At 69.2% G+C, this 24,989-nt stretch carries 23 protein-coding genes; 13 read left to right on the top strand and 10 right to left on the bottom strand.

What is annotated here, in order from left to right:
- Nucleotides 1-5 precede the first annotated feature (5 nt).
- From ABDZ89_RS01480 to ABDZ89_RS01470, 3 genes are all read right to left on the bottom strand, one after another.
- Nucleotides 6-398 (bottom strand): PIN domain-containing protein, encoded by a 393-nt coding sequence (locus ABDZ89_RS01480; RefSeq protein WP_343775977.1) that lies wholly within the window; start codon nucleotides 396-398, stop codon nucleotides 6-8.
- Complete coding sequence (locus ABDZ89_RS01475) at nucleotides 395-607, bottom strand: DUF7557 family protein (RefSeq protein ID WP_343775975.1); 213 nt, start codon at nucleotides 605-607, stop codon at nucleotides 395-397. The genes ABDZ89_RS01480 and ABDZ89_RS01475 overlap by 4 nt, the downstream gene beginning before the upstream one ends.
- A gap of 69 nt (nucleotides 608-676) precedes the next feature.
- On the bottom strand, nucleotides 677-3,145 hold the full coding sequence (locus ABDZ89_RS01470) for a DEAD/DEAH box helicase (protein ID WP_343775972.1): 2,469 nt from the start codon (nucleotides 3,143-3,145) through the stop codon (nucleotides 677-679).
- A 293-nt stretch (nucleotides 3,146-3,438) separates the two neighbouring features.
- Here ABDZ89_RS01470 and ABDZ89_RS01465 point away from each other — a divergent pair, with 293 nt between their 5' ends.
- Nucleotides 3,439-3,879 (top strand): DUF5807 family protein, encoded by a 441-nt coding sequence (locus ABDZ89_RS01465; protein WP_343775969.1) that lies wholly within the window; start codon nucleotides 3,439-3,441, stop codon nucleotides 3,877-3,879.
- Between the two features lie 68 nt (nucleotides 3,880-3,947).
- Here the strand turns inward: ABDZ89_RS01465 and ABDZ89_RS01460 are convergent, their stop codons facing one another.
- From ABDZ89_RS01460 to ABDZ89_RS01450, 3 genes are all read right to left on the bottom strand, one after another.
- Nucleotides 3,948-5,600 (bottom strand): long-chain fatty acid--CoA ligase, encoded by a 1,653-nt coding sequence (locus ABDZ89_RS01460; protein WP_343775966.1) that lies wholly within the window; start codon nucleotides 5,598-5,600, stop codon nucleotides 3,948-3,950.
- Between the two features lie 157 nt (nucleotides 5,601-5,757).
- On the bottom strand, nucleotides 5,758-7,056 hold the full coding sequence (gene metX, locus ABDZ89_RS01455) for a homoserine O-acetyltransferase MetX (RefSeq protein ID WP_343775963.1): 1,299 nt from the start codon (nucleotides 7,054-7,056) through the stop codon (nucleotides 5,758-5,760).
- Nucleotides 7,057-7,060: 4 nt separating this feature from the next.
- The gene (locus tag ABDZ89_RS01450) at nucleotides 7,061-8,404 is read right to left on the bottom strand and encodes an O-acetylhomoserine aminocarboxypropyltransferase/cysteine synthase family protein (RefSeq protein ID WP_343775961.1); all 1,344 of its coding nucleotides are present in this window, start codon (nucleotides 8,402-8,404) and stop codon (nucleotides 7,061-7,063) included.
- 180 nt (nucleotides 8,405-8,584) lie between these two features.
- Here ABDZ89_RS01450 and ABDZ89_RS01445 point away from each other — a divergent pair, with 180 nt between their 5' ends.
- Both ABDZ89_RS01445 and recJ read left to right on the top strand, forming a co-directional pair.
- Complete coding sequence (locus ABDZ89_RS01445) at nucleotides 8,585-10,771, top strand: beta-glucosidase family protein (RefSeq protein ID WP_343775959.1); 2,187 nt, start codon at nucleotides 8,585-8,587, stop codon at nucleotides 10,769-10,771.
- A 32-nt stretch (nucleotides 10,772-10,803) separates the two neighbouring features.
- Entirely contained in the window at nucleotides 10,804-12,222 is a 1,419-nt protein-coding gene (gene recJ, locus ABDZ89_RS01440) for a RecJ family nuclease (RefSeq protein ID WP_343775957.1), read from the top strand.
- Between the two features lie 25 nt (nucleotides 12,223-12,247).
- Here recJ and ABDZ89_RS01435 read toward each other — a convergent pair whose 3' ends face one another.
- Complete coding sequence (locus ABDZ89_RS01435) at nucleotides 12,248-13,765, bottom strand: molybdopterin-dependent oxidoreductase (RefSeq protein WP_343775954.1); 1,518 nt, start codon at nucleotides 13,763-13,765, stop codon at nucleotides 12,248-12,250.
- A 152-nt stretch (nucleotides 13,766-13,917) separates the two neighbouring features.
- Nucleotides 13,918-14,481, bottom strand: coding sequence for a HalX domain-containing protein (locus tag ABDZ89_RS01430; RefSeq protein WP_343775951.1), 564 nt, complete (start codon nucleotides 14,479-14,481; stop codon nucleotides 13,918-13,920).
- Nucleotides 14,482-14,625: 144 nt separating this feature from the next.
- Here ABDZ89_RS01430 and ABDZ89_RS01425 point away from each other — a divergent pair, with 144 nt between their 5' ends.
- On the top strand, nucleotides 14,626-15,357 hold the full coding sequence (locus tag ABDZ89_RS01425; RefSeq protein ID WP_343775948.1) for an RAD55 family ATPase: 732 nt from the start codon (nucleotides 14,626-14,628) through the stop codon (nucleotides 15,355-15,357).
- Between the two features lie 75 nt (nucleotides 15,358-15,432).
- Here the strand turns inward: ABDZ89_RS01425 and ABDZ89_RS01420 are convergent, their stop codons facing one another.
- A complete protein-coding gene (locus ABDZ89_RS01420; RefSeq protein WP_343775946.1) occupies nucleotides 15,433-15,771 on the bottom strand; it encodes a helix-turn-helix domain-containing protein in 339 nt (112 codons plus the stop codon).
- A 184-nt stretch (nucleotides 15,772-15,955) separates the two neighbouring features.
- Here ABDZ89_RS01420 and ABDZ89_RS01415 point away from each other — a divergent pair, with 184 nt between their 5' ends.
- From ABDZ89_RS01415 to ABDZ89_RS01395, 5 genes are all read left to right on the top strand, one after another.
- Nucleotides 15,956-16,294, top strand: coding sequence for a hypothetical protein (locus ABDZ89_RS01415; protein ID WP_343775943.1), 339 nt, complete (start codon nucleotides 15,956-15,958; stop codon nucleotides 16,292-16,294).
- A 288-nt stretch (nucleotides 16,295-16,582) separates the two neighbouring features.
- Entirely contained in the window at nucleotides 16,583-17,173 is a 591-nt protein-coding gene (locus ABDZ89_RS01410) for an SHOCT domain-containing protein (protein WP_343775940.1), read from the top strand.
- Between the two features lie 314 nt (nucleotides 17,174-17,487).
- Nucleotides 17,488-18,078, top strand: coding sequence for an archaellin/type IV pilin N-terminal domain-containing protein (locus ABDZ89_RS01405; RefSeq protein WP_343775938.1), 591 nt, complete (start codon nucleotides 17,488-17,490; stop codon nucleotides 18,076-18,078).
- A 2-nt stretch (nucleotides 18,079-18,080) separates the two neighbouring features.
- Nucleotides 18,081-18,731: an archaellin/type IV pilin N-terminal domain-containing protein gene (locus tag ABDZ89_RS01400; RefSeq protein WP_343775935.1), complete on the top strand. Its 651-nt coding sequence runs from the start codon at nucleotides 18,081-18,083 to the stop codon at nucleotides 18,729-18,731.
- 81 nt (nucleotides 18,732-18,812) lie between these two features.
- Entirely contained in the window at nucleotides 18,813-19,562 is a 750-nt protein-coding gene (locus ABDZ89_RS01395) for a DUF7500 family protein (protein ID WP_343775932.1), read from the top strand.
- A 21-nt stretch (nucleotides 19,563-19,583) separates the two neighbouring features.
- Here the strand turns inward: ABDZ89_RS01395 and ABDZ89_RS01390 are convergent, their stop codons facing one another.
- Nucleotides 19,584-20,036, bottom strand: a complete 453-nt coding sequence (locus ABDZ89_RS01390) for a zinc ribbon domain-containing protein (RefSeq protein WP_343775929.1) — start codon at nucleotides 20,034-20,036, stop codon at nucleotides 19,584-19,586.
- 207 nt (nucleotides 20,037-20,243) lie between these two features.
- On the opposite strand from ABDZ89_RS01390, the gene ABDZ89_RS01385 reads away from it, so the two are divergent.
- From ABDZ89_RS01385 to ABDZ89_RS01370, 4 genes are all read left to right on the top strand, one after another.
- The gene (locus ABDZ89_RS01385) at nucleotides 20,244-22,586 is read left to right on the top strand and encodes a BGTF surface domain-containing protein (protein WP_343775926.1); all 2,343 of its coding nucleotides are present in this window, start codon (nucleotides 20,244-20,246) and stop codon (nucleotides 22,584-22,586) included.
- A gap of 165 nt (nucleotides 22,587-22,751) precedes the next feature.
- A complete protein-coding gene (gene cheY / locus ABDZ89_RS01380) occupies nucleotides 22,752-23,108 on the top strand; it encodes a chemotaxis protein CheY (RefSeq protein ID WP_004597560.1) in 357 nt (118 codons plus the stop codon).
- Nucleotides 23,108-24,310: a chemotaxis protein CheC gene (locus tag ABDZ89_RS01375; protein ID WP_343775922.1), complete on the top strand. Its 1,203-nt coding sequence runs from the start codon at nucleotides 23,108-23,110 to the stop codon at nucleotides 24,308-24,310. The genes cheY and ABDZ89_RS01375 overlap by 1 nt, the downstream gene beginning before the upstream one ends.
- Entirely contained in the window at nucleotides 24,307-24,894 is a 588-nt protein-coding gene (locus ABDZ89_RS01370; RefSeq protein ID WP_343775920.1) for a chemotaxis protein CheD, read from the top strand. Before ABDZ89_RS01375 ends, ABDZ89_RS01370 begins: the two co-directional genes overlap by 4 nt.
- The last annotated feature ends 95 nt before the right edge of the window (nucleotides 24,895-24,989 follow it).

The following is a 24,989-nucleotide window of genomic DNA, read 5'->3' as shown; positions in this document are numbered from 1 at the left end:
ACCCCTCAGACGAAATCGACGTTGAGTGCGTCACGAATCCCATCGACGTTGAAGTCGGTGTCCGACACGGCGAGCCGTTCGTCCTGTGCGACGGCGCCCCCCGCGATGAACGCGTCGCGGGCAGCGAGGGAATCTCCCCGATCACGGAGCGCATCTTGAAGCACCGCCGCTTCGCGAGCGACTGCCGACGACGTGTCGATCACATCTATCCAGTCCAGCGCCTCGTCGACCGCGCCGAGGTCCGTCGATCCCGCCTTGAAGACCTCTCCTTGATACACTTCGAACAGCACGAGCGGCGGAGCGACCGCACGCTCGTCGGCGTGAGACTCGACATATTCGACGGCGGGGGATCGTCCGGCGAGGTAATCGATGAGGACGCTACTGTCGTACAGGGTCACCGCGAGTCGACCCCGCGTTTCATCTCCCGGCGTCTCTCTCGGGCGCGCTCCGGCGCGTCGGTTCCCTCCCACAGACCGGCCCCGGACCGGATATCCTCGCGGCGCTCGCGAAGCAACCGCGTCAGCAGGTCGTCGAAGGTCTCGTCGTCACCTTTCAGCGACGCGAGCGCGGCGTGTGTCTCCTCGTCGACGCGGATGCTCTTGCTCATATCTGCTCGTATACTACCTCGTATACAATATCCTTTCGCCGCCGTTGCCGTTCGTACCGTCGATCAAGGCTATTCGTACTCGCTCCCGACGACCTCGCGGATGCGCTCCGCGGTCACCGGGCCGACGCCGTCGACCTCCAGTAAGTCGTCCTCGGGCGCGGTCATCACGGCCTCGACGGTGCCGAAGTGTTCGAGGAGGGTCCGGGCCGTGACCGGGCCGATATCCGCGATAGCGGAGACGACGTACTCCTGCTGTTCCGCGCGGGTCTTCGTCGTCTTCTCGCCGTGGACGCTCACCTCGCGGTCGCGCGTCTCCTGCTCGCGCTTGGCGATGGTCGCGAGCAGTTCGGTGGTGTCCTCCTCGCCTTCGGTGCGGAGGACGCTCACGTCGAAGTCGACCGCGAGCGACGCGAGCGCGCCGCGGATCGCGTTGGGTTCGATGTCCCGCTGCCCGTAGAGGTTCGTCCCCTCGACGACCATCACGGGGCGGGCGTACGCCCGCGAGAGCTCGCCGACCTGCTCGAACATCGAGCGGTCGCCGTCGAGCATCGAGTCGACGAAGTCGGCCGCGGACTTGCGCTCGACGGCCACGCGGTCCGAGAGGACGTAGTCGCCGACCGCGAGCGTCTCCAGCCGGGTGACGAGGCCGTCGCGCGTCGAGAGGTCCTTCGCGATGGAGGAGTCGAGCTCGCGCTGGTCGACGACGACCTCGACTCCGTCCTCGACGCCCGCGGTCGCGACGACGCCGTCGGCGCTCTCGTCAGCGTCGCCGGCGCTCGCCTCGTCGCCGCCCGCGTCGTCCTCCTCGTCGTCCCGCGCCTCGGCCGCGAAGTCGGTGAGTCCGGCGTCGTCCTCGCTGTCGTCGCCGTCCGCGTCGTCGCCGTCGTCCGATCCTGTGGCCTCCTCGTCGCGGGCGGCGTCCTCCTCCGACCCGTCGTCGCCCGAGTCGCCGCCGAACGCGTCGAGCCCGGCCTGCCCGTCGTCGCCGACGGTCTCCTCGATGTCGTCGGTGGCCTCCTTCAGCTCCGAGAGCTGGCTCGCCATCTTCTTCTCGCGGCGCCGCGAGATCCAGAAGAACGCCTCGTCGCGGGTGTCTTCGGCCATCAACACGACGACTTTCCCCTCGGCCTGCCGGCCGGTCCGACCCTTCCGCTGGATCGAGCGGATCGCGGTCGGGACGGGCTCGTAGAAACAGACTAAGTCGACCTCGGGCACGTCCAGCCCCTCCTCGGCGACCGACGTGGAGACGAGCACCTCGAAGTCGCCGTTCTTGAACTCGTCGAGGGTCTCCTGTTGCTGTTTCTGGCTCATGCCGTCGGAACCCTCCTTGTCGCCCTGCCCGACGAACTTGCGGACGTCGAAGCTCGCCGAGAGGAACTCCACGAGCGCCTCGGCGGTGTCGCGGGACTCGGTGAAGAGGATGGCGCGCTCGCCGCCGTCGATGCCGAGCGTCTCGGCGAGCAGGATGCGCGCCTTCGAGAACTTCGGGTGGAGCCCGTCGAACGACTCCGCCTTCCGCATCGCCTCTCGTACCTTGGGGTCCGCGACCATCCGTTGGCTCGCCTTCGAGGCGCCCGACGAGCGCGCGGCCTCGCGCTGGCGCTCGAAGTAGCGCCGGACGGACTCGACCGACTGGGTCTCGACCAGCTCGGTCGCGCGCCGGAGCTTCATCACCTCGGCGTGGGTACTCATCCCCTTGTACCCGTCCGACTGGTCGTTGTCCATCATCCGTTTCAGCTGTCCCCGCATCTTGTTGAGGTCCTTCTGTGAGAGGTCGGGGCTCGTCTTGTTCGTCACGCCCAGCTGTTTCAGCTTCTCCAGCCGGTCGGTGATCACCTCGTTGAGGGCGTCGCGGATCGCGAGGACCTCGTCGGGGAGCGTCACCTGCTCCCACTGGACGTCGGTGTCGTGGGTGTACTCGTCGACGTCGGCGTCGTCCTCCGTCATCACCTCGACGTTGACGAGGCCGAGGTTCTCACAGACCGTCTCGATCTCCTCGGTGTCGCCGCCCGGCGAGGCCGACATCCCGGTGACGAGCGGGTCGGCCGCGTCGGCGTGGTAGCGCTCCGCGATGTAGACGTACGCGTAGTCGCCGGTCGCGCGGTGGCACTCGTCGAAGGTGAGGTGGGTCACGTCGCGCAGCGAGATCCGGTTGCCGACGAGGTCGTTCTCGACCACCTGCGGCGTCGCGATCACGATCCGGGCGTCCTCCCAGAGCGCGGCCCGGTCGTCCGGCTTCACGTCGCCGGTGAACACGACGATCTCGTCGTCGGGGACCGAGAGGGCCTCCCGGTAGAAGTCCGCGTGCTGCTGGACGAGCGGCTTCGTCGGCGCCAAAAACAGCGCCTTCCCGCCGACTCCGTCGAGCCGCTCGGCGGTGACGAGCAAGCTGACGGTCGTCTTGCCGAGGCCGGTCGGGAGACAGACGAGGGTGTGGTCGTCGGCCGCGGCGTCGGCCAGCCGGAGCTGGTAGCGGCGGCGCTGTAAGAACCCGTCGACGAGCAGGGGTCGGTCGATCCCGGCGGCCTCGGTCGCCATCGACGGCTCTTGGCCGGCACCGGCCTAAAGGCTTCGCGAAGCGGGGTGAAAGTTATCCGTCGGTCGAGCGCTCCTCTCGGAGCTCTTTCGGAACGTCCTCGTCGACCAGCTGTGCCCACTCGGCGAGCCGGTCTCCGGATCTCGTCTGCGCACTCATTACGCGTCGGATCTCCGTGGTACGTATTAACGCTTACCCCTATTCTACACGATTTAACATCGGTTCGGGCCGCTCTCTCCGCTTCCGCCCGGCCGCGACACGCACTCCTTTTACCGCTCACGCGCCTCCGCCCGGCATGAGCAACCTCGACGAGTTTCTCGCGGGCGAGCGGCTCGAAGACGTGGTCTTCTACGTGAGCGACGCGTACCTCGACGACGACTCCCGACTCCGGAGCGTGGGCAGCGAGGTCGACGGCGGCGTCCGGCTGATCCTCGACGGCGAGACCGGTCGCTCCGCGTTCCAGGCCGGGACGGGCATGGGCGCGATGGAGTTCGCGAAGACGGCGATGGGCGCCGAAGGCGAGATCGCGCGCTCGCTCGACGACGGCGCGTGTCCCTTCGCCGAGGAGGACCCCGACGACGACCACGACGTCCGGTTCGTCTTCGCGTTCGCGGAGGCGCAAAACGAGGAGGTCGGCGGCCTCTACGCCGAGGGCGACGTGGTACACGCGTACGCACACTGTACCTGCGGGGAGAGCTACTCGCACAAGTGGGTCGTCGGCGAACGCGACGACTGAAAACCGACTGCGACGAGCGAAAAGCGACCGCGACGACTGAACCCGCCGAATTCCGGGCTACGCCGCCGTCACTCCGCGTCGGGCGCGTCGTCTTCCGGCACGGCCCCCTCGACGAGCGACTGGTCGCCGTACTGCTCGCGGAGGTCCTTCTTCGAGAACTTCCCGGTGGCGGTCTTCGGTACCTCGTCGATGAACTCCACCGCGTCCGGCAGCCACCACTTGGGGTACTCCTCGCGGAGCCCGGTCTCGATCCGGTCGACGAGGTCCTCGCGGTCGACGCCCTCGGCCACGACGACGAACGCCACGGGGCGCTCCTGCCAGCGCTCGTGGGGCACGCCGACGACGGCCGCCTCGCTGACGCCGTCGTAAGCCATGATCGCGTTCTCTAACTCGACGCTGGAGATCCACTCGCCGCCCGACTTGATCACGTCTTTCGTCCGGTCGACGAGCTGCATGTAGCCGTCCTCGTCGACGGTGACCACGTCGCCGGTCTTCAGCCAGCCGTCGACGAACTCCTCCTCGTTGGCCTCCGGGCGCTTGAAGTACTCCTTCGTGACCCACGGGCCGCGGATGCGGAGTTCGCCGAACGCCTCGCCGTCCCACGGGATCTCCTCTCCGTCCTCGTCGATGACCTCGAACTCCAGGCCGGGCGCGACGAGCCCCTGCTTCGAGCGCTTGTTCACCTGGGTGTCGTAGTCGGCGTCGCGCAGGTCGCTCTTGAGGTGCGAGACGGTGCCGATCGGCGACAGCTCCGTCATCCCCCACGCGTGGAGCACCTCGACGTCGCGCTCGTCGTACCACTCGATGAGCGCCTGCGGCGCGGCCGCGCCGCCGATGATCACGGTGTCGAGCGTCGAGAGGTCCACCTCGTTGCCTCCCTCGATGTACTCGCGGAGGCCGAGCCACACCGTCGGGACGCCGGCGGAGATGGTTACGCCCTCCTCTTCGATCAGCGCCGCGAGGTCGGCCGGGTCCGGCGACGGCCCGGGGTAGACGTGTTTCGCGCCCGCGGCGGCCGCGGTGAACGGCATCCCCCACGCGTTGACGTGGAACATGGGGACGACGGGCATGACGACGTCGGAGTCCTCCATCGGGATCCCCTGCGGCGTCTGGGAGGCCATCGTGTGACTCCACAGCATCGACTGCGTGTACTCGACGCCCTTCGGCCTCCCCGTCGTGCCGGAGGTGTAACAGAGCCCGGCGGGCTGGTCGCCGTCGAGGTCGGGCCAGTCGTACTCGGTCGAGTGGTCCGCGATGAACTCCTCGTAGGCCGGCGCGTCGAGCGCGTCGATCCCCTCCGAGCCCATCGCGACGAAGTCGACGCCCTCGAACTCCTCAGCGCCCTCCGCCGCGCCCGCGATCTTCTCGGCGAGCGAGGGGTCGACGAAGATGACCTCGTCGTCGGCGTCGTCGACGATGTACTGGATGTGCTCGTCCGGCAGTAGGGGATTGATCGTGTGAAGCTGCGCGCCGGTGTTCGGCACGCCGAAGTACGTCTCGAAGTGTCGCGTGTGGTTCCAACAGAACGTCGCGACGCGGTCGCCGCGCTCGATCCCGTGATCGTCCAGCGCGTTCGCGAGCTGTGCCGTCCGATCGGCGTACTCGCTGTAGGTGTGTCGCGTGCGCCCCTCGTGGGTGCGCGAGACGATCTCGGTGTCCGGGTACAGTCGTTCCGCGCGCCACATGAACGGTCGCAGGGTCTGAGCGTGTCCGCCTGGCATACCTCACACACCACGAGGTCGGGAACTATGAACGTTATCATGATTGATCGGGCACGTTCCTCGCGGCGGCGGGGCCCGGCGTTTCGCTCCCGACCGCCGGTCCCTCGACAGCAGCGCCGCCCGTCGGCACGCGCGACCGCGGCCCGCACGCCGCCGGCTACCCCCTGAACAGACTCGCGTGGACCGGCGCGTGGTCCGAGTCGGGTCGCGGGTCGTCGCCGTCGTCGCCGCCCTCGTCCGTGACCGCGCGGCCGTCGACGCCGTCGTCGAGGAAGTCGCGCACCGGCGGGCCGACGTGTTCCGGCTCGACGAGGAACGCGTCGTGGCCGTGGTCGGAGTCGACCACGTGGTGTGCGACCGGGACGCCGCTCTCGCCGAAGGCGTCGGCGAGCGACGCCGACTGCGCGACGGTGAAGTGCCAGTCGGCGGTGAAGCTCATTAGCAGGGTCTCGCCCTCGAAGGCGCCGAGCGCGTCGGCGTCGGAGCCGTGACCGGCGGCGAGGTCGTACTCGTCCATGGCGCGTGTCAGGTAGAGGTAGCTGTTCGCGTCGAAGCGGTCGCCGAACCCCTCGGCCTGGTAGTCGAGGTACGACTCCACCTCGCGGTACGGGAAGAACCCGGCCGTCGGCTCCGGCGGCAGCCCGAGGTCGCCGTCCTCGCGGCTGAGCGAGTCGCGGCCCGCCGAGCGCCGCCCGAACTTCCGCTCCATCGACGCCTTCGAGAGGTACATGATGTGGCCGATCTGGCGGGCGATCGCGAGCCCCTCGGTCGGGTCCGGCCGGTCCTCGCCGTAGTAGTCGCCGCCGTTCCAGTTCGAGTCCGCGCGGATGGACCGTCGCGCGACGGCGTCGAGCGCGAGACACTGCGCGTCGAGGCGCCCGGCGGTCGCGATGGCGACGACGCGGTCGACGTCGTCCGGGTACCGCTTCGCCCACTCCAGGGCGTTCATGCCGCCGACGCTGCCGCCGACGACCGCCCGCAGCCGCCCGACGCCGAGGTGGTCGAGCAGGCGCCGCTGCGCCCGCGCCCAGTCTTCGACCTGAACCGGCGGGAACGCGGTGCCCCACCGGTCGTGGTCCGGCTCCTCGCGCAGGTCGAGGTCCGCGGGCCGCTCGCTGGCCGGCCCCGTCGTCCCGTAACAAGACCCGGGGACGTTCGCGCAGACGACGTAGTACTCCGTCGTGTCGATCGCCTTCCCCGGGCCGACGACGTCGTCCCACCAGGCGCGGGCCTGTCCGGCCTGTCCCGCCCCCTGCGTCTCCTCGTCGCGCCCCGGCGCGGGCGACCGCGCGACGTTCTGACTGCCGGTGAGCGCGTGGCAGATCAACACGACGTTGTCCCCGTCGAACTCGCCGTGGGTCTCGTAGGCGACCTCGAAGTCGGGCACCGACTGCCCGCACTCGAAGGTGAACTCGCCGAGCGAGGCGACTCCGTGGTCGGTCGGAACGGTGCTCACGGGCTCACACCCCCTCCTCGTCGGCAGCGCCGTCGTCGGCGGCACGCCCGTCCGCGTCGCTCCCGCTCGTCACGCGCTCGCCCGCGGCGAGCCCGCCGTCGAGGTCGGCGATCACGTCGTCGGGCTCTTCGATGCCGACCGAGAGCCGGACCATCTCGGGGCGGACGCCGGCGAGCCGCTGTTGGGCCTCGTCCATCTGGGCGTGGGTCGTCGACGCCGGGTGGATGACGAGCGTCTTCGCGTCCCCGATGTTCGCGAGGAAGCTCGCGAGGTCGACCGACTCACACAGCGTCTTGGCGGCCTCGTACCCGCCGTCGACGCCGAAGGTGACCATCCCGCCGAACCCGTCGAGGTACTCGGCGGCGTTGTCGTGGCCCCGGTTGTCGTCGAACCCGGGGTAGCTCACCCAGTCGACGCGGTCGTCGTCGCGGAGGAACTCGGCCACCCGACGCGCGTTCTCGCAGTGGCGCTCCATCCGCAGCGCTAAGCTGTTGAGCCCCTGGATCGTCTGCCACGCGTCGAAGGGAGACTGCTGGCCGCCGGTCGGCCGCACGCCGCGCTGGCGGACGACGTTGGCGAAGGCGGCGTCGCCGAACTGCTCGACGAAGTCGATCGGATAGGCAGGCGACTCGCCGTCGAGCTCGTCGTAGTCGGCCTCCGGGTGGTCCCACGGGAACTGTCCGCCGTCGACGACGACCCCGCCGACCGTGGTGCCGTTGCCCGTGATCCACTTCGTCGTCGACTCCCAGACGATGTCCGCGCCGTGTTCGAACGGCCGACAGCAGTAGGGGGTCGCGAACGTGTTGTCGACGACGAGGGGGACCGCGTTGTCGTGTGCGATCTCGGCGAGCCGCTCGAAATCGGGCGTGACGAGCGAGGGGTTCGCGATCGTCTCGACGTGGACGAACGCGGTGTCGTCGTCGATCGCGTCCGCGTACGCCTCGTCGTCGAGCGTGTCGACGAGCCGCGCCTCGATCCCCCGCCGGTCCGCGATGCTCGTGAGGTACGCGGCCGTGCCGCCGTACATCTCGGAGCTGGCGACGACGTTGTCGCCCGCGCTCGCGAGCACCGTGGTGATCGCGTCGAACGCGGCCATCCCCGACCCGGTCGCGACCGCGTCCGACCCCCCCTCGAGGTCGGCGATCCGGTCTTCGAGGACGGTCACGGTCGGGTTCGAGAGCCGCGAGTAGATGTGACCCTCAGCCCGGAGCGCGTACAGCTCCGCCGCCGTGTCCGCGTCGTCGAAGACGTACGAGGTCGTCTGGTGGATCGGCGTGGCGCGGGCGCCGGTGGTCGGGTCGGGCTCGGCGCCGGCGTGGAGGCTCCGGGTGGTGAACCCACGTGTCATGTGTGTGGTGTATATATCCGAACACGTCTATAACCGTCAGTTACGGCAAGTGATGCCTCGGCCTGCGTCGCGGCGGGGTCGGTGGCGGGTCGCGGCCTCGAACCGCGCCCGTCGCCGCCGCGACGCGCCTTCGGGGGATTCCCCCGAAACGGTTTCCGGCAGTCTCACGAGGAATCGGATATGACCGGATCGTCCACACCCGCCGACCTCGTCGCCGAACTCACGCTGACGGAGAAGGTCCGGCTCGTCCACGGGGCCGTCGACCCCGCGGGCCGGGCGACGGGCTACGTATCGGGCGTCGAGCGCCTCGGGATTCCGCCGCTCGGGCTGGTCGACGGACCGCTCGGCGTTCGGATCCCCGGCGAGTCGTCGACCGCGTTCCCCGCGCCGCTGGCGCTCGCGGCGACGTTCGACCCGGACCTCGCGCGCGAGCACGGCGCGGCGCTCGGCCGCGAGACGCGCGGCGCGGGACAGGACGCCCTGCTCGCGCCCGGTGTCAACCTGATCCGGGTCCCGCACAACGGCCGGAACTTCGAGTACCTCTCCGAGGACCCGGTCCTCTCGGCGGCGATGGGCGCCCGGGTGGTCGAGGGGGTCCAGTCCGCGGACGCGATCGCGACCCCGAAACACTACGTCGCGAACAGTCAGGAGACGCACCGCGCGTCGGTCAGCGCCGCGGTCGGCGAACGCGCGCTCCGAGAGTGTTACCTCCCCTCGTTCCGCGACGCCGTCGACGCGGGCGCGGGCTCGGTGATGACCGCCTACAACGGCGTCAACGGCGTCCGGATGAGCGACCACCGCGAGCTCGTGACCGAGGTGCTGAAAGGCGAGTGGGGGTTCGACGGGTTCGTCGTCTCCGACTGGTACGGGACGGAGGGCGCGGCGGCCGCGGCCAACGCGGGCCTCGACGTGGAGATGCCGGGCACCCCGCCCGAGGAGATCCACGACGGGACGGAAGACGGCGACGACGAGCCCGACGGCGGCGGCTTCGACGACCTCCCCGAGGCGATCGCTCGCGGCATGCCCGACCCGCGGACCTGCGAGGGCTTCGCCGAGACGCTCGCCGACGCGGTGCGGGACGGCGACGTCCCCGAGTCCCGCCTCGACAACATGGCGACTCGGGTCCTCCGCGCGATGGACGACGCCGGGCTCTTAGCCGACGCGGACGAGCGCGCCGACGGCGCCGTCGACACGCCGGAACACCGCGAGCACGCCCGCGAGGTCGCCGCACGGGGGACCGTCCTCCTAGAGAACCACGACGGTGCGCTCCCCCTCGACGATGACGCCGACGTCGCCGTGATCGGTCCGAACGTCGACGAGGCGGTCCTCGGCGGCGGCGGTTCTTCGGAGACGTCGCCGGTCGTCTCCGCGACGCCGGTCGAAGGGTTCGAGTCCCGCGCCGCGGGCGACGTGACGGTTCGCTACGGGCTCCCCCGAGTCGAGAGCGTCTCGATGTTCGACCTCCTCGCGGGCGACGACGGGACCGACGGGGACGCACGCGCCCCCGATCTCGACGGCGCGACCGACGCCGCGAGCGACGCCGACGCCGCGGTGGTGTTCGTGCGCGACGCCGCCACCGAGGCGATGGACCGCGAATCGCTCCGGCTCCCGGGCCGACAGGACGAACTCGTCGAACGGACCGCGGCCGCCGCGACCCGGACGGTCGTCGTCGTCAACGCCAGCGGTCCGGTCGAACTGCCCTGGCGCGACGCCGTCGACGCGGTCCTCGTGAACTGGTACCCGGGACAGGCGCACGGCGACGCCGTCGCGAGCGTCTGCTACGGCGACGCCGACCCCGGCGGGCGGCTGCCGGTGACGTTCGCCCCCGAGTCGGCGTACCCGACGGCGGTCGACGAGCGCCGCTTCCCCGGCGCCGACGGCGAGGTCCGCCACGACGAAGGGGTCTTCGTGGGCTACCGCTGGTTCGACGCGGACGACGACCGCGTCGCGGGCGCGAGCGGGTCCGAGCCGACCTACCCGTTCGGCCACGGCCGCTCGTACGCGACCTTCGAGTATCGCGACGCGAGCGTCGAGCCGGCGCCGCCGGCGGCCGACGCCGAGCGTCGGGCGACCGTTACCGTCGCGAACGTCTCCGACCGCGGCGGCCGCGAGGTCGTCCAGGCGTACGTCCGCCCGCCGGCCGTCGACGGGGTCGACCGCCCGGTCCGGGAGCTCGCGGGGTTCGCGAGCGTCGACGTCCCCGCGGGCGAATCGCGGACCGTCGAGTTCGCGCTCGACGACCGGGCGTTCGCGCGGTACGGCGAGACGGGATGGCGCGTCGATCCCGGGGAGTACGTCGTCGAGATCGGCCGTTCGAGCCGGGACGCGCGGGTCGAGCGCGTCGTCGAGCGTCGCGACGAAGCGTGAGTTTATCCCCGGTCGCGAGCCAACGAGGGGTAATGGCAGTCGCCGCCCCCGTTCCCGACCTCGCTGACCGCGCGACCGACTGCGCCGACCGCCTGCGCGAGGCCGGTCGGGTGCTCTTGGCCTCCCACATCGACGCCGACGGGATCACGAGCGCCGCGATCGCGTCCACCGGGCTCGCCCGGGCCGGGATCGACCACGAGGTCGTCTTCGAGAAGCAGCTGGACGCCGACTCGATCGCCGGGATCGCGGCCCGCGACTTCGACGTGGTGTTGTTCACCGACTTCGGCTCCGGCCAGCTCGACGTGATCGCCGACCACGAGGCGGCCGGCGACTTCCTCCCCGTCATCGCCGACCACCACCAGCCCGCCGACCGCGACACGCGGTACCACCTCAACCCCCTCTTAGAGGGGATCGACGGCGCGAGCGAGCTCTCCGGCGCCGGCGCGAGCTACCTCCTCGCCCGCGCGCTCGAAGGGCCGGACGGCGACAACCGCGACCTCGCCGCGCTGGCGGTCGTCGGCGCGGTCGGCGACATGCAGGACTCCGACGGCGGCCTCGTCGGGGCGAACGAGTCGATCGTCGCCGACGGCGTCGACGCCGGCGTCCTCGAGGCCCGGACCGACCTCGACCTCTACGGCAGACAGACCCGGCCGCTCCCCAAGCTCCTGGAGTACGCCTCCGACGTGAAGATCCCGGGGATATCGAACGACGAGGCGGGGGCGATCTCCTTCCTCACCGACCTCGACGTCGACGTGAAACGCGACGGGGAGTGGCGGCGCTGGGTCGACCTCGACGGCGAGGAGCGGCGGACCCTCGCGTCGGCGCTGATGCGCCGCGCCGTCGCCTCGGGCGTCCCGTCCGACCGGATCGAGGCGCTCGTCGGCACCTCCTACACGCTGGTCGACGAGGAGCCCGGCACCGAACTGCGGGACGTCAGCGAGTTCTCCACGCTGCTCAACGCGACCGCGCGCTACGAGCGCGGCGACGTGGGGCTCGCGGTGTGTCTCGGCGACCGCGGCGACGCGCTCGCGGAGGCGCGGCGGCTCCTCCGCACCCACCGGCAGAACCTCTCGGAGGGGCTCCAGTGGGTCAAAAACGAGGGCGTCACCCACGAGGAAAACCTCCAGTGGTTCGACGCGGGGTCGCGCATCCGCGAGACCATCGTCGGCATCGTCGCCGGGATGGCGGTCGGGTCGCCCGCGGTCGACCGCTCGAAGCCGGTGATCGCCTTCGCCGAGGAGAGCGCCGAGGAACTGAAGGTGTCCTCGCGCGGCTCGCACGCGCTCGTCCGGCGGGGGCTCGACCTGTCCGCGGTGATGCGCGAGGCGAGCCAGGCCGTCGGCGGCGACGGCGGGGGCCACGACGTGGCCGCGGGCGCGACGATCCCGATCGGCGAGCGAGACGCGTTCCTGGCCGAGGCGGACCGGATCGTCGGCGATCAGCTCTCGTGAGCGGTCACGGGACCACGCGGCCCCGTCAGCCGACCGTCCGCCGAACCCATCCCGACGCACCGCTCGGGACGGAGCCGGACTCTTCTCGCGTCTGGAGCGTTCCCTCGCCGTCGACCGCGCGAACGACGACCTCGCGTTCCCCGTCGGCCTCGAAGACGTGGCGCCACTGCCGCCAGACGTCGTCGTCCGGGAGCGCCTCGGAGAGGTCGGCGTCGGTCCACGTCTCGCCGCCGTCGGTCGAGACCTCGACGCGCTCGATCCCGCGGGTCCCGGCGTAGGCGTGGCCGGCGAGCTCGATCCGGCCGTCGCCGAGCTCGGTGACTCCCTCGTCCCAGAGCTTGGCGACCGTCTTCACTTCGCCGGTCCCCTCCCAGCCGCGCTCCTCCCAGTAGCCGTCCTCCTCGACGTTCAGGAGCTCGATCTCCGAGAGCCACTTCACGTTCGTCTCCCCCCAGTGGCCCGGGATCAGCACCCGAACCGGGTGGCCGTGGCCGGAGGGGAGCTCCTTGCCGTTCATCCCCCACGCGAGGAACCCCTGGGCGAGCACGTCGACCGGGAACTGGACGTAGTAGCCGTCCTCGCCGCGCAGCATGGCGCAGTTACAGTCGCCCTGCGGGTCGACGGACTCCAGCAGCGGCCGGATCGGCGTCCCCGTCCAGACGGCGTTGTCCAGCTTGCGGCCGTTGAGGTCCTCGCCGACGCACCGCAGCGTTATCGCCCGGTGTTCGACCGGGCGGTCGATCAGCTCGTCGAAGGCGACGGTGCGGTCGCTGCCGGTCTCTCCGGTGAACGTCAGCGACCACTCGCTCGCGGTCACCTCCGGGTCGAACTCCGCGATGTCGACGTTGTAGAACTCCCCGATCGGCGTCACCATCCCGTGGAGATCCTCACTCTCGAACGCCAGCGACCCCGCGTCGAGCTCCTGGAGCCGCGCGGCCGCGCCCTCCGACCGCGGGGCGTCGGGGAGCGGGCCGTCGCCCGACGCGAGCGCTCGTCGTCCCACCGCCGTCGCGGCGACGAAGCCGAGCGCTCCGGCGACGACCCCGAGGGTCCGGCGACGCACCGCGTCGACGACGGCCGGCGCGTCCCTCGCGGTGCCGGTGTCACCTCCGGTCGGCGTGGCGGACCGGGGCAGCCAGCCGATCCCGACCACCGCCGCGGCGGGAAGACCCGCGCCCAGCGCGCCGAGCGAGACCCCTGTCAGCCCCGCGGCGAGGAGCCATGAGCCACCCCCGGCGACCGCGGCGCCGACTCTCCGGCTATCGGTACGCGTGGCGACCCGGAGCCCCGCGAACGCGACCGCGCCGAACAGCGCGACGACGGCGGCGACGGCGATAGCGATGTGGATCAGGTGTCCCGTCTCGCCGAGGGTCTCGATCGCGAACGTCACGATCGGGCCCGGCGTCAGGTTGACGACGGCCTGGTCGACCGGCCTGACGACGAACGACGGGGTCCAGCCGGTGGCGAGGTACGAGCCCGCGACCGCGGCCGCGCCGGCCGCAGCCGAGAGCAGCGCCCCTCGGCGCTCGGTAACGTTGATCATGATCCGACTCGGGGTTCCGATCACTTGAACTGCGTCCTTGCTAGCGGGTTCTCAAGCGTCGCCGCGGCCGACCACACGCCGACTAAGTCGCCGCCGAGCGGAAGCGATCGAAACGGGAGTAGGAGAACTGCGCCGAGGCGATCGGCGTCGCGTCAGGCCTCGCCGAGGTCGCGGAACATCGCGCGGTAGTCGTCGGTCGAGAGCGACTCGCCGAGGTCGTCGATGTCGGCGTCCAAATCCTCCAACCGCTCGACGAGTTCGGCGTACGCCTCGTTGCCCTCGCGCTGTGCGGCCGGCTTCTGCGAGCTCAGCACCGCGCGTTTGCTCGCGAGCGCGGCGGCCTCCTGAATGAGGTCGTCGTACTCGCTGCGCGTCAGGAGGGTTTCGATGGCCGCGAGCAGCTTCGAGCGGCTCACCGGCTTGGTGAGGTACAGGTCGAACCCCATGTCGATGATGTCGAAGTCGGGCTCGACCGCGGTGACCATCGCCACGCGGCAGTCGTACTTCTCCCCGCGGATGTGTTCTAAGACGTCGTCGCCGCTCCCGTCCGGAAGCCGGCGATCGAGGAGCACCACGTCGACGGCGGCGTCGACCCGGTCTATCGCCTCGGCGGCGGTCTCGGCGACGTCGACGTCGTACGCCTCTCGGAGGAAGCCGGCGTACAGCGCCGCGATGTCGGGCTCGTCCTCGACGACGAGTATCGACGAGTCGCTCACCGCCGATCACCCTCGTGGACGACGGGACACGCTTCACCGGACATACACGAACGGGCGGCGTGTCGAGAGATAAAACTGTCGCCGTCGCTCCGTCCGACGAGCTCAACCGTCTTTTATATACTCCGACCGCCAAAGGGAAGACGAATGTCAGAACTCGTCTCCACCGGGGTCGAGGGGCTCGACTCCATTCTCACCGGCGGCATCACCGAGCGGTCGACGGTCCTCGTCTCCGGCAACCCGGGTACCGGCAAGAGCATCTTCGGGATTCAGTATCTCCACCACGGCGTCTCCGAACACGACGAGCGCGGCGTGTACGTCTCCTTCGAGGAGGACGAAGCGGACATCCGCGGCGCGGCCGAGTCCGTCGGCTTCGACGGGTTCGACGAGATGGTCGACGACGGCGACATCGTCATCCTCGACAAACGCGAGATGCTCCGCGAGACCGACTTCTCGACGGCGGTCGACCGACTGCTGGACACGATCGAAGACGGCGATTTCGACCGCCTCGTCCTCGACTCGCTGTCGATGTTCCAGCTGTTCTTCGACGCCGAACAAGAGAAGCGGACGTACCTGCTCAAGTTCTCGGACATCCTCAAGGCGAACGGGCTCACCTCGCTGCTCATCAACGAGCAGGGCGCCGTCTTCCCCGACACCGAGGTCGGACTGGAGAACTTCCTCACCGACGGCAACATCTACTTCATTCAGACGCCGACCGACTCGGGGGTCAACCGCTACGTCTGGGTCGCGAAGATGCGGAAACAGGACATCGACACCGACATCTTCCCGATGGAGATCGGACAGGGAGGGATCACCGTCCACGAGCGCGCGGGCGGGTTCTCGATGATGGGCGGCTCCGACGACCAGCCGTCCTTTTGAATCGCGGACCGATCCGAGTCCGCGAGCGCGTCGCCCCGGTCGGTCGCGGTCCGCACCGACCGCCGCCGGGGACGCTCACTCTCGCGAGGAGAGGTCGCGCCACACGTCGTCGAGCCGGTTTTTCACCGCCGACCGTTCTTCCACTTCGACCGTGAGCCCGTCACGGAAGTCGACCTCGACCCCGTCGACCTTCCGGCGGTACACCTTCACGCGCCGGTGTTCGTCCGAGAGCGGGCGGTCGTGTAACTCGAGGAGATCCGCCTCCTCCAACTCGTTGATCCGTCGGTAACACGTCGCGATCGGGACGTCCAACTGGTCGCTGAGGTCCTGGGCCGACATCGCGTCGCCCGTCGCCGTCAGGATGTCCGTGTTGTATTTGTTACCGAGTACGGTAATCAGGTCGTCCCCCACCATTCACGTTATCGAGATTGATTTCCGCCGGTTAAAAGAATACCGGTGATGGCGACACTGCCGTCTTCCCTCCCGTCGGCCGTTCCCGGTGCCGTGAGACCGCTGCCTACGCTCCCGTCTGGCGTCGTGTTATCGCCGCTGATACCCGCCACCGTGGGTTTATTATCGAAGTCCGACCAGGTTGCGTATGGAGATGATCGAGGGGTTGTATCTGATGACGACCACCGTGCTAGCCGGCGCGAGCGCGACGCTCGTCGCGTTCGCGATCGCGGCGTACCGGTCGTCCGGACGCACGGCGATGGCGTACCTGGCGGTCGGCTTCGGACTCGTCGTCGTCGCGGCGGTCGGGACCCCCGCGGCCGCCTTCCGAACCGGCTTCGCCAACGCCGAGGCGCTTCTCCTCGTCAACACCGGACTGATGGCGGCGTCGATGGCGCTCGTCGCCGGGAGCCTCGCCGTCTACGAGCCCGGCACGCAGGAGTTCGTGATTCCCGAGTCGGAGCTGTCGCGCCTGCGTGATCGGTGAACAGGGATGCGCGCTGTGAACGAACAGGGATGCGCGCTGTGAACAGAGATGTGCGCTGTGAACAGGGACGTGCGCTCGGGCCCCTGCCGTCAGATTCCCCGTTCCCCCGACCCCGCGACCCGGTGAACGAGGCGTTGCTCCCTCCCTCCCCGACGCGCTTTTGCTTTCGGCTTCCCTATCGATAGCGATGACAGATACCTGTCGAGTTCGCGTTGTGGGCGCGAGCGCGCGCTCGACTCCACGGCCGTGCCGTCGAACTGACTCCGTCGACCCACGGGGACCGCGACGATGACCGCCGCCGACGCCCGCGGCGACCGGTCGACGATCGCCCGCCTCTCGGACCTCGCCGCGCGTGCCGGCGTCGGCGCCGGCGTCACGGTGCTCGTGAGCGTCCTGCCGTTCGTCGGGTTGATCGCACCCGCGGTCGGCGGGGGTGTGGCAACTTGGACCGACGAGTCCCCGGCGCCGTGCGGCCCGCGGATCGGTGCCGTGACGGGGGCGCTCGTCGCGCTGTTGTCGCTGCCGCTGACGTTCTTCGCGGTCTGGGTCGCCGCCTCCGTGTCGCCCGCGGCGACCGTCGGTGTTCTCGCGCTCACGCTCTTCGGCGCGGCGTACGTCGTCGGCAGCGGAGCGCTCGGCGGCTACCTCGCGGATCGGATTGCGGCGGACCGCGAGTGTTCCCGGGCCGCCGACGCCGGCGCGTCCCCTGAGTCCCCGATCGAGCGCCTCAAGCACCGCTACGTGGAGGGCGAGCTCACGGACGCGGAGTTCGAGCGACGCCTCGATCGGCTGGTGACCGCGGACGACGACAGCGACCGGTCCGCGTCGAACGCCCGACCCGAGCGGACTAACTCACAGGCGCGCGAACGCGAGTACTGACGCGCCTCGAAACCGCGAGGGCCTCGCGTTCTCTCCTGTCTGTCAGCCCCGTCCGCCCCGGCCGCCTGTTCGTGTCCTCGACCGATCCGCTATCCTCGGGACCGTCGCCGCCGATCGGTGGCAGATCCAGATCTGGTATCGTAGCGAGAATATCGTTGATATTTTCTGTAACTATAGAACCGAAAATAGAGCAAAAATCGCAAGACGAGGAGAGTTTATCAGTTTGGATAACCGGGCAAGTGATCTTAAGTAGGAAATCCTCATTTTCAACGATAACGCCCGCCGGGCAGGCCGGGGGCCGACGCAAACAACCAATGTTCGAGACAATCACGGACGAGGAACAACGCGGTCAAGTGGGGATCGGCACCCTCATCGTGTTCATCGCGATGGTGCTGGTGGCGGCGATCGCCGCCGGCGTGCTGATCAACACGGCCGGGTTCCTCCAGACGCAGGCGGAAGCAACGGGCGAAGAAAGTACGAGTCAGGTGAGCGACCGGCTTCAGGTCGTGAGTTCCTCCGGGAACGTGACTGAAGTCAGTAATGAATACGTAATCGACAATGTCACGTTTGTGGTCGCGAAGGCTCCCGGCGCGGGGCTGGTCGATCTAAAGGAGACGACCGTTCAGGTCATCGGTGAGCAGGGTCAGAACAGCACACAGCTCGACAGTCTTGAGGCCAATATTGAGAGCGTTCTCGACGTCGACAATGGTGTCCTCACGGACAACAGTGACCGTGCCGCGATTCACCTGAACTTCTCTGAGCCCGGTGACTTCAGTAACTACAACGAACTTAGTTCCGGTGAACGGTTGACTGTCACCTTCACAACGGCATCTGGCGCGTCGACGACGAAAGAAATCCGCGTCCCGACGACGCTTACGAGCGATCAGGACTCGGTGAGGCTGTAATAATGTTCGAATTTATCACTAACAACGAGGACCGGGGTCAAGTGGGGATCGGGACCCTCATCGTGTTTATCGCGATGGTGCTGGTGGCGGCTATCGCGGCCGGCGTCCTGATCAACACGGCCGGATTCCTTCAGTCACAGGCAGAAGCAACGGGCCAGGAAAGTACAGACCTCGTTTCTGAACGGATCGATGTGACGAGCACGGTTGGCATCGTTGAGGGCTCGGGTACTTCTAACGGTAACCCCCAAAATCTCACCGCCATCCGTGTTGGTGTCTCAGGTGCTGCGGGTGCTGATCAGATTGACCTGAACAAGACGACTATTCAAGCAGTTGGGCCCAATGGTCAAGAAACGCTTACGTTCGATCAGGATGGAAGTGGAATTGGGAGCGCTAGCAATATCGACTCTGGTTACTTCGCGGTTGAGAACAGTACCGGGAGCTTTGTCGACTCCTCCTCGGCAGTTCTCAACTCGAGTAACTCGTTCACCATTGTGTTCAACCCGAACAACGAACCCTTCGGTGACGGTACCACCGCATTCGGCGAAAGCGACTCCTCGTCGCTCGACATAGTTTCGCCGTCCGGCGCGACGACATCTGTCGAACTGACTGCTCCTGACCTGTTCAGCAACGAAGGCGCGGCGGTCCGGCTCTGACGAGTCAGACGGCGCAGTAACCAGTTCGCGGCGGCTCGGCCGCCCGCAACACCTATTTTACGGCGCGCGCTACCACGACCCATGAGTGACCACGACGAGCCGGCGACCGACTCGGAGGCGCTGCCGGCCGACCCCGACGAGCTCGACTTCACCGACGATGAGAACGTCGTCGAGATCGGAGACGGTCGCTACGTCGTCGGAACGAACGGCCGGCCCAACGTCGGCCGGTCTCGCGGGCAGCAGCGCGCGCCGCCCGCGGACGACTCCGGCTTCACTGCCGCTGACCCGACCAACGCCTCGGAGCGACGACCCGCGGGCGACGACCCGCGGGCGAGCGCCGCCGGTCCCGGCGTCGGCGAACGGGGGCAGCCGGGCGGCGGGCAGCGCTCCGGCGGACAACCGGTCGGCGGTGGGCAGCCTCCGCCCAACGCCGGTCAGGGAGCGCCGCGCGATCGGACGGGGGCCCCTGCCGAGACGCTCGACAGACAGTCGGTGAGCCGGTGGCTGGCGAACTCCTTCGACGGCGACGGGTTCGATTACGGCATCGACGCGACCCTCCACGCGAACGGTGACACCACCCGACAGCGGATGGTGTCGAACGACGTAACGGCGACGTTCGACACGCTCATCTCGTGGTTCGCGTCGAACGCCGGACCGAACTCGCCGACCCCGGAAGCGATCGGCCTCCTGCTGGCCGCCTCCGAGACGACCGTCGACATCCCGCCGGTGATGATAAAACGCTTCGCGGCGAGTCAGGGACTCTCGGCGAGCGACAGCATCGGCGACCTGGTTCGCGCCGCCGAGGACGCGGGCGGGTTCAGGATCGAGTGACCACAGGGAGAGACTCGCCCGCTACCCCAACAGCGCGAACAGCGCGATACCGATCAGCGCGAACACCGCGTAGATTCCCGCCATCACCTCGCGCTTCAGCGGGCTACCGAGCGGCTCCGCGGTGAGCCGCCGGATCGGCGGCAGGATAGCGATTCCGCCGAGGATCAGCGGCCACGACTCCGCGGCCGGGACCCGCGTGAGCGCGACGACGACCGTCCCGTATCCGAGGACGTACGACCCTCGCCGCCAGAGCTGCTCGCGGTCCGAGAGCTCCTCCATGGAGGGGAACGCGTCGCTCCCGCCCGAGCCACCCCCGTCCGATCCGCCGCCGCCGGACCCCGCGACCTGCTCCGCCTGCCGCTGGACGTACTCGTCTAACTCCTCCGCCGCGTCCTCCGTCTGCGGGGCGCCACACTGCGCGCAGTACCGCGAGTCGTCGTCGACCGGTGCGTCACAGCGGGGACACGATGGCATACTGCCGTGATTCGGGCTCCGGTAGGGCTTAATTCTTCGGACCGAGGGACCCGCTCACGTCGGGCGATTCTCTCGCAAAGGTCCGATTCGCCGCGCTCTCGTTACAGGCCCTGATAATCGGGTGGGTACGCTTTAGTCGGTGACCCGCGGAGTCCTCGTCAACAGACCGCGGGCCGTCTCTCGGTCCGCCCCCGTGAACACCTCCACATGACGATGGAACACGACGACGCGACCGACACGCACTCCGGACGCCCAACCTCGACCGCCGGCGACGGAACGGCCGGCCCCGCCGAGCGCTCTCGATTCGGTCCCACGTTCGGGCTGTCGACGTTTCAGGTCGCGGTGATCGGACTCACCCTTCTCGTCGCGCTCGCCGGCGTCGCCGCGACCGCTCCGGCCGCGGCTGGGCTGTCTCCCCTCGCGTCTCCTTCGGCCGCCGCGGGGTCGACGGGACCCGTCGCGGTCGAGGCGGTCGGCTCGGCCGGCCCGGCGGAGCGTCCGGAGATCAGCGGCGGATTCTCCCGTGAGACGTACACCGCCACCGCGGGCGATCAGGTCGAGATTCGGCACGCAAACCCCGACGGGCCGGCATACCTGCTCATCGGTGGGAACCGACTCACCGACACGGGCCAGTCGGTCGGGTTCGTGGACGTGATCAAACTCGACGGCCAGACGACGACGACGATCAACACGCGGACCATCGGGACCGACGCGACCAACGTGGAAAGCTGCGCGAACACGACCTGTGACTTGGAGTTCCGCGACGAGAACGGGAACCTCGTCGCCGAGAACCTCTCCGAACTCTCGAGCGCGACCGGCGCCGGCGGACTCGCTCGCCCGCTCGTCCCGCAGCGCTACCGGCTCGCGATCACCAACGGGACGTTCGTCGTGGACGATTCGGGCGTGGTGACGCCGACCGAGGTCGCGGACCAGGCGGACCTCGTGTTAGAGAAGCCGACGCTCCACGACGACGTCGAGGTGTTCACCAGCATCGACCCGAGCGCCCTCGACGAGGAATCCGAGACCGAATCGCTCTCGGCCCTCCGAGAGAACGGCCTCGACCGCACTGCGGTGACGAAGGGGAACCGGGTCGTCCTCGGGTTCGAGTCGACCGGAATCTGGGGCGCGCTGTCGCACTTCGCCGAGGAGGAACTGGAGCCGGGCCAGGAGGTGGACCCCGACGTTCTAGACGATCTCCTCTCGGCCGACGAGGGCGTGTCGCTCCGGGTCAGAGAGACGAACCCCGGCCGGAACCAACCGGCGGCGGAGCTCGACATCTCGCGCGCTGACCCCGAGGATGTCAGGCTCTTCATCGCAGACGCGACTGAGCTGGAGACTCCCGACGCCCCCGGTCGCTTCTATCTCGTGATCGACACGAGCGACGGCGACCACTTCACCGAGCCGCCCGAGCCGGGCGACGAGTTCGCCGTCGAGTTCGCGCTGGAGGGGACGGAAGGCAAGCGGTACGCATTCGCGGACGATAGGGAGCCGCCGGCGGCCTTCAATCCAACGTCAGGACCCGGTGACGCCGCTCAGTTCCCGTACTGGGAGACGGCCGATAGCACGGTGCGCGCCGAGGCGACGTTCACCGTCGCGGAACGGTACCTCCGGTACGACGCCGTCACCGACGACGGCGAGCTACTCGTCGCGGCCGAGGACGGACGCATCACGGGGACGACGTCGCTGCTGCCGGTGCGGGAGCTGTCGGCGACGCTCGTGAACGACGCGTCCGACGCCCCCTTCCGCACCGAGTCGCCGCTCGAGATCTCGAACGGTAACTTCACGATCGACGCCGGCCTCGACGGCGTGTCGCCCGGGACCCGTCTGAACTACGAGCTACACGAGGGGTCCACGCTCCGGGACAGCCGGACGGTCGTGGTCGTCGGCGACACCGACAACCCGGACCGGTTGGTGATCGACGACGCCCCGGAGAACGTCACGGTCACCGAGGACCGGAACCTCTCGTCGATCCGGGTCACCGCACGCAACACGGGCGGGCTCGCCGGGGAGGGGGAACTCACCCTCGGCGTCGCCAACGGTAGCGCGACCGGCTCGTGGGGGGTGCGCCTCGCGCCGAACGAGTCCCGAACGTTCGACTTCGGCTCCGTGACGGCCGACCTCGACCCCGGAACCTATCCGTTCACGCTCAGCCTCGACGACGACACCCACAACGGGACCCTCGTCGTCGAGGCCGATCCGGCGAAGACGACGCTCGATGACGACGAGGGCGAGGCTTCCGATGGCACGGACAACGGGACCGATACCGGCGGCAGCGGAAACGGTACGGACGTGAGCGGAAACGGGACCGACGACGGCGCGGGCTCCGACTCGCGCGACGGGGACGGCTCCGGATCGGGCTCGGACGGCGAGTCGAACTCGACACAGGACTCCGACGGCGAGGGAGGATCGGACGACACGACGGGCGGCGACGCTCCCGCGGACGATTCGGCCGACGACGTGGGGATGATTCCGCTCCCGTTCGGCACCCGTGAAGCCTTCGGCGGCACGGTCCTCGTCGGCGCCGTCCATCTCCTCGGCCACTGGGTGTGACACCTCCGCGGCGTGGCCGCCGCGAACACTTCTCGGCGCCCGAGACGACCGGGCGCGACCGTCGCTTCGAGCGCGCGGCAGTTCCCGCGCTCCGTCCGTGAGTTCTCAACCGTGAGAACCGCGGGGGAGCGATTAAGTGGTCGCTGTACCCCCCTTGAGATAACAATGGCTACGCGGGTGCTCATCGCCGACGACTCGGAGTTCATGCGGAACCTCCTCCGGGAGATCCTCGAAGGGGAGTTCGAGATCGTCGGAGAGGCTGAAAACGGCGTCGAAGCGGTCAACATGTACGAAGAACACGGGCCGGACCTCGTGATGATGGACATCGTGATGCCGATCCGCGACGGGATCGAGGCGACGACGGAGATCTTAGAGGAGAACCCCGACGCGACGGTGATCATGTGTACCAGCGTCGGGCAGGAGGAGAAGATGAAGGCGGCGATTAAGGCGGGCGCGGAGGGATACATCACGAAGCCGTTCCAGAAACCAAACGTGCTCGACGCCATCGGTTCGGCGGTATAATGCGGGTCGACGTCCGCGCGCTCGGCGCCTGTAACCGTCTCGCGGAACAGGGGGCGAAACAAGCCGCCGGGGCGCTCTCGGACCTCACCGGGACGGATCTGGCCGTCGAGGTGACGGGCGCGAGCGTCGCCAGCGGCGAGGACCTCGCGGAGTCGTTCGCGGGCCGGGAGTCCATCGGCGTGAGCGTCGGGCTCCGCGGCGGGTTAGACGGCGAGGCGGTCCTCGCGTTCGACGCCGTCAACGCCGACGCCCTGCTCTCGCTGCTCCCCGGCGGTCAGTCGATGGAGCGGAGCGCGGTGACGGAGGTCGGCAACATCGCGCTCGGCGGCTTCCTCGACGGCTGGGCGAACTACCTCGGCGCGGCGATAGACATGTCTCCACCGCGGTACTTCGAGGCCGACGGCGCGGCGGTACTGCCGGACGGCGCGCTCGCCGGTGACGGCGTGTTCCTCTTCGAGAGCCGGCTCGACGCGACGACGACGGACCTCGACTTCTCCATCTACATGCTGCCCGACTCGGGCCCGTTCCGCGACCTCATCGTCGGCAAGACGGCGCCCGCCGCGGCGGCCGGCGACGCGCCCGGCGCGGCGTCCAACGACGGCACCGCCAGCACGGCGGTACCCTACGACTCGCTGTCGACGTTCTCGTCGCTGGCGAAGCGCGGGTCGGCGAACGCCGCCGACAACATCGCGATGATGACCGGGCTGGAGACGAGCGTCGACGTGAGCCGGCTCCGGTTCGTCCCGCTCGCCGACGTGCCCGCGGAGGTCGGCACCGAACCGCACGCGGGGACGGTGTTCGAGCTCCAGGGGGAGCCGAGCGGCTACCTCGCCATCCTCTTCGAGGAGTCCTCGGCGGCGGCCGTCGCCGACGCGATGCTCCCGATGGAGACGGACGAGCCGCTCGGGGAGATGGCCGAGAACGCGCTCTGTGAACTCGGAAACGTGATGACGAGCGGGTTCATCGACGGCTGGGCGAACGTGCTCGGCACGACCATTACCCACTCGCCGCCCGAGTTCGTCCACGACATCGGCGCGTCGACGATCAGCCCCCTGGTCGCGAAGCTGAGCGAGCGGCAGGACTACGGGTTCGTGATCGACACCGCGATCCGGACCGAGGGCATTCAGGCACGGTGTGACGTGTACGCGCTCCCCGACGAGCGCGAACTGGCCCGCGCGCTCGATAGACTCTCGGAGTCGTGACCCACCCGATCTCCGACGACCGACCGGACGACCCGTCGGAGGGAACAACGAGCGGCGGGAGCGCGGTGACCGACGCGGAGCCGACCGCCGTCACCGGCGGGCCGGCGGGCGACGATCGCGGTCGGATCAAGGTGGGCGTTGGCGAACTCGCGATCACGAGCGACGACGCGACCCTGACGACGAGCGGGCTCGGCTCCTGTGTCGCGGTCGCGCTCGTCGACGAGCGAGCGGGCGTCCGCGGGCTCCTTCACGCCATGCTCCCCACGGGTCAGGGACAGACAACTGCGGTCTCGCGTCCCGGGAAGTACGTCGACACCGGGGTCGACTCGCTGATCGGCGCGCTCGACGACGCCGGCGCGGAGCCGAGGCGGCTGAAGGCGCGCGTCGCCGGCGGCGCCGAGATGCTCGATCTCACCGACGCGGTCGGTCCCCGAAACGTCGAGCGGGTCGGCGAAGTGCTCGACGCGGCGGACATCCCGATCGTCGCCAGCGACGTGGGCGACACGGTCGGGCGAACGGTTCGGTTCGGTCCCGACGGTCGGCTCGTCGTCCGAGCCGCGGACGGGTTCGAGCGGTCGATCTGACCCGAGGCCGGAACCGGTGACGGGCGTCTCGTCGGAGTTCCCGGTGGGCGACCGTCAGCTGATTTCCGGTCCGCTTGACCGCGCTAAACGCCTCT

This window comes from Halorubrum ejinorense (genome assembly GCF_039522565.1).
Lineage (GTDB): Archaea > Halobacteriota > Halobacteria > Halobacteriales > Haloferacaceae > Halorubrum > Halorubrum ejinorense.
The sequence above is the reverse complement of the archived record's forward strand: the minus strand, read 5'-3'. Positions and strand labels throughout refer to the sequence as shown.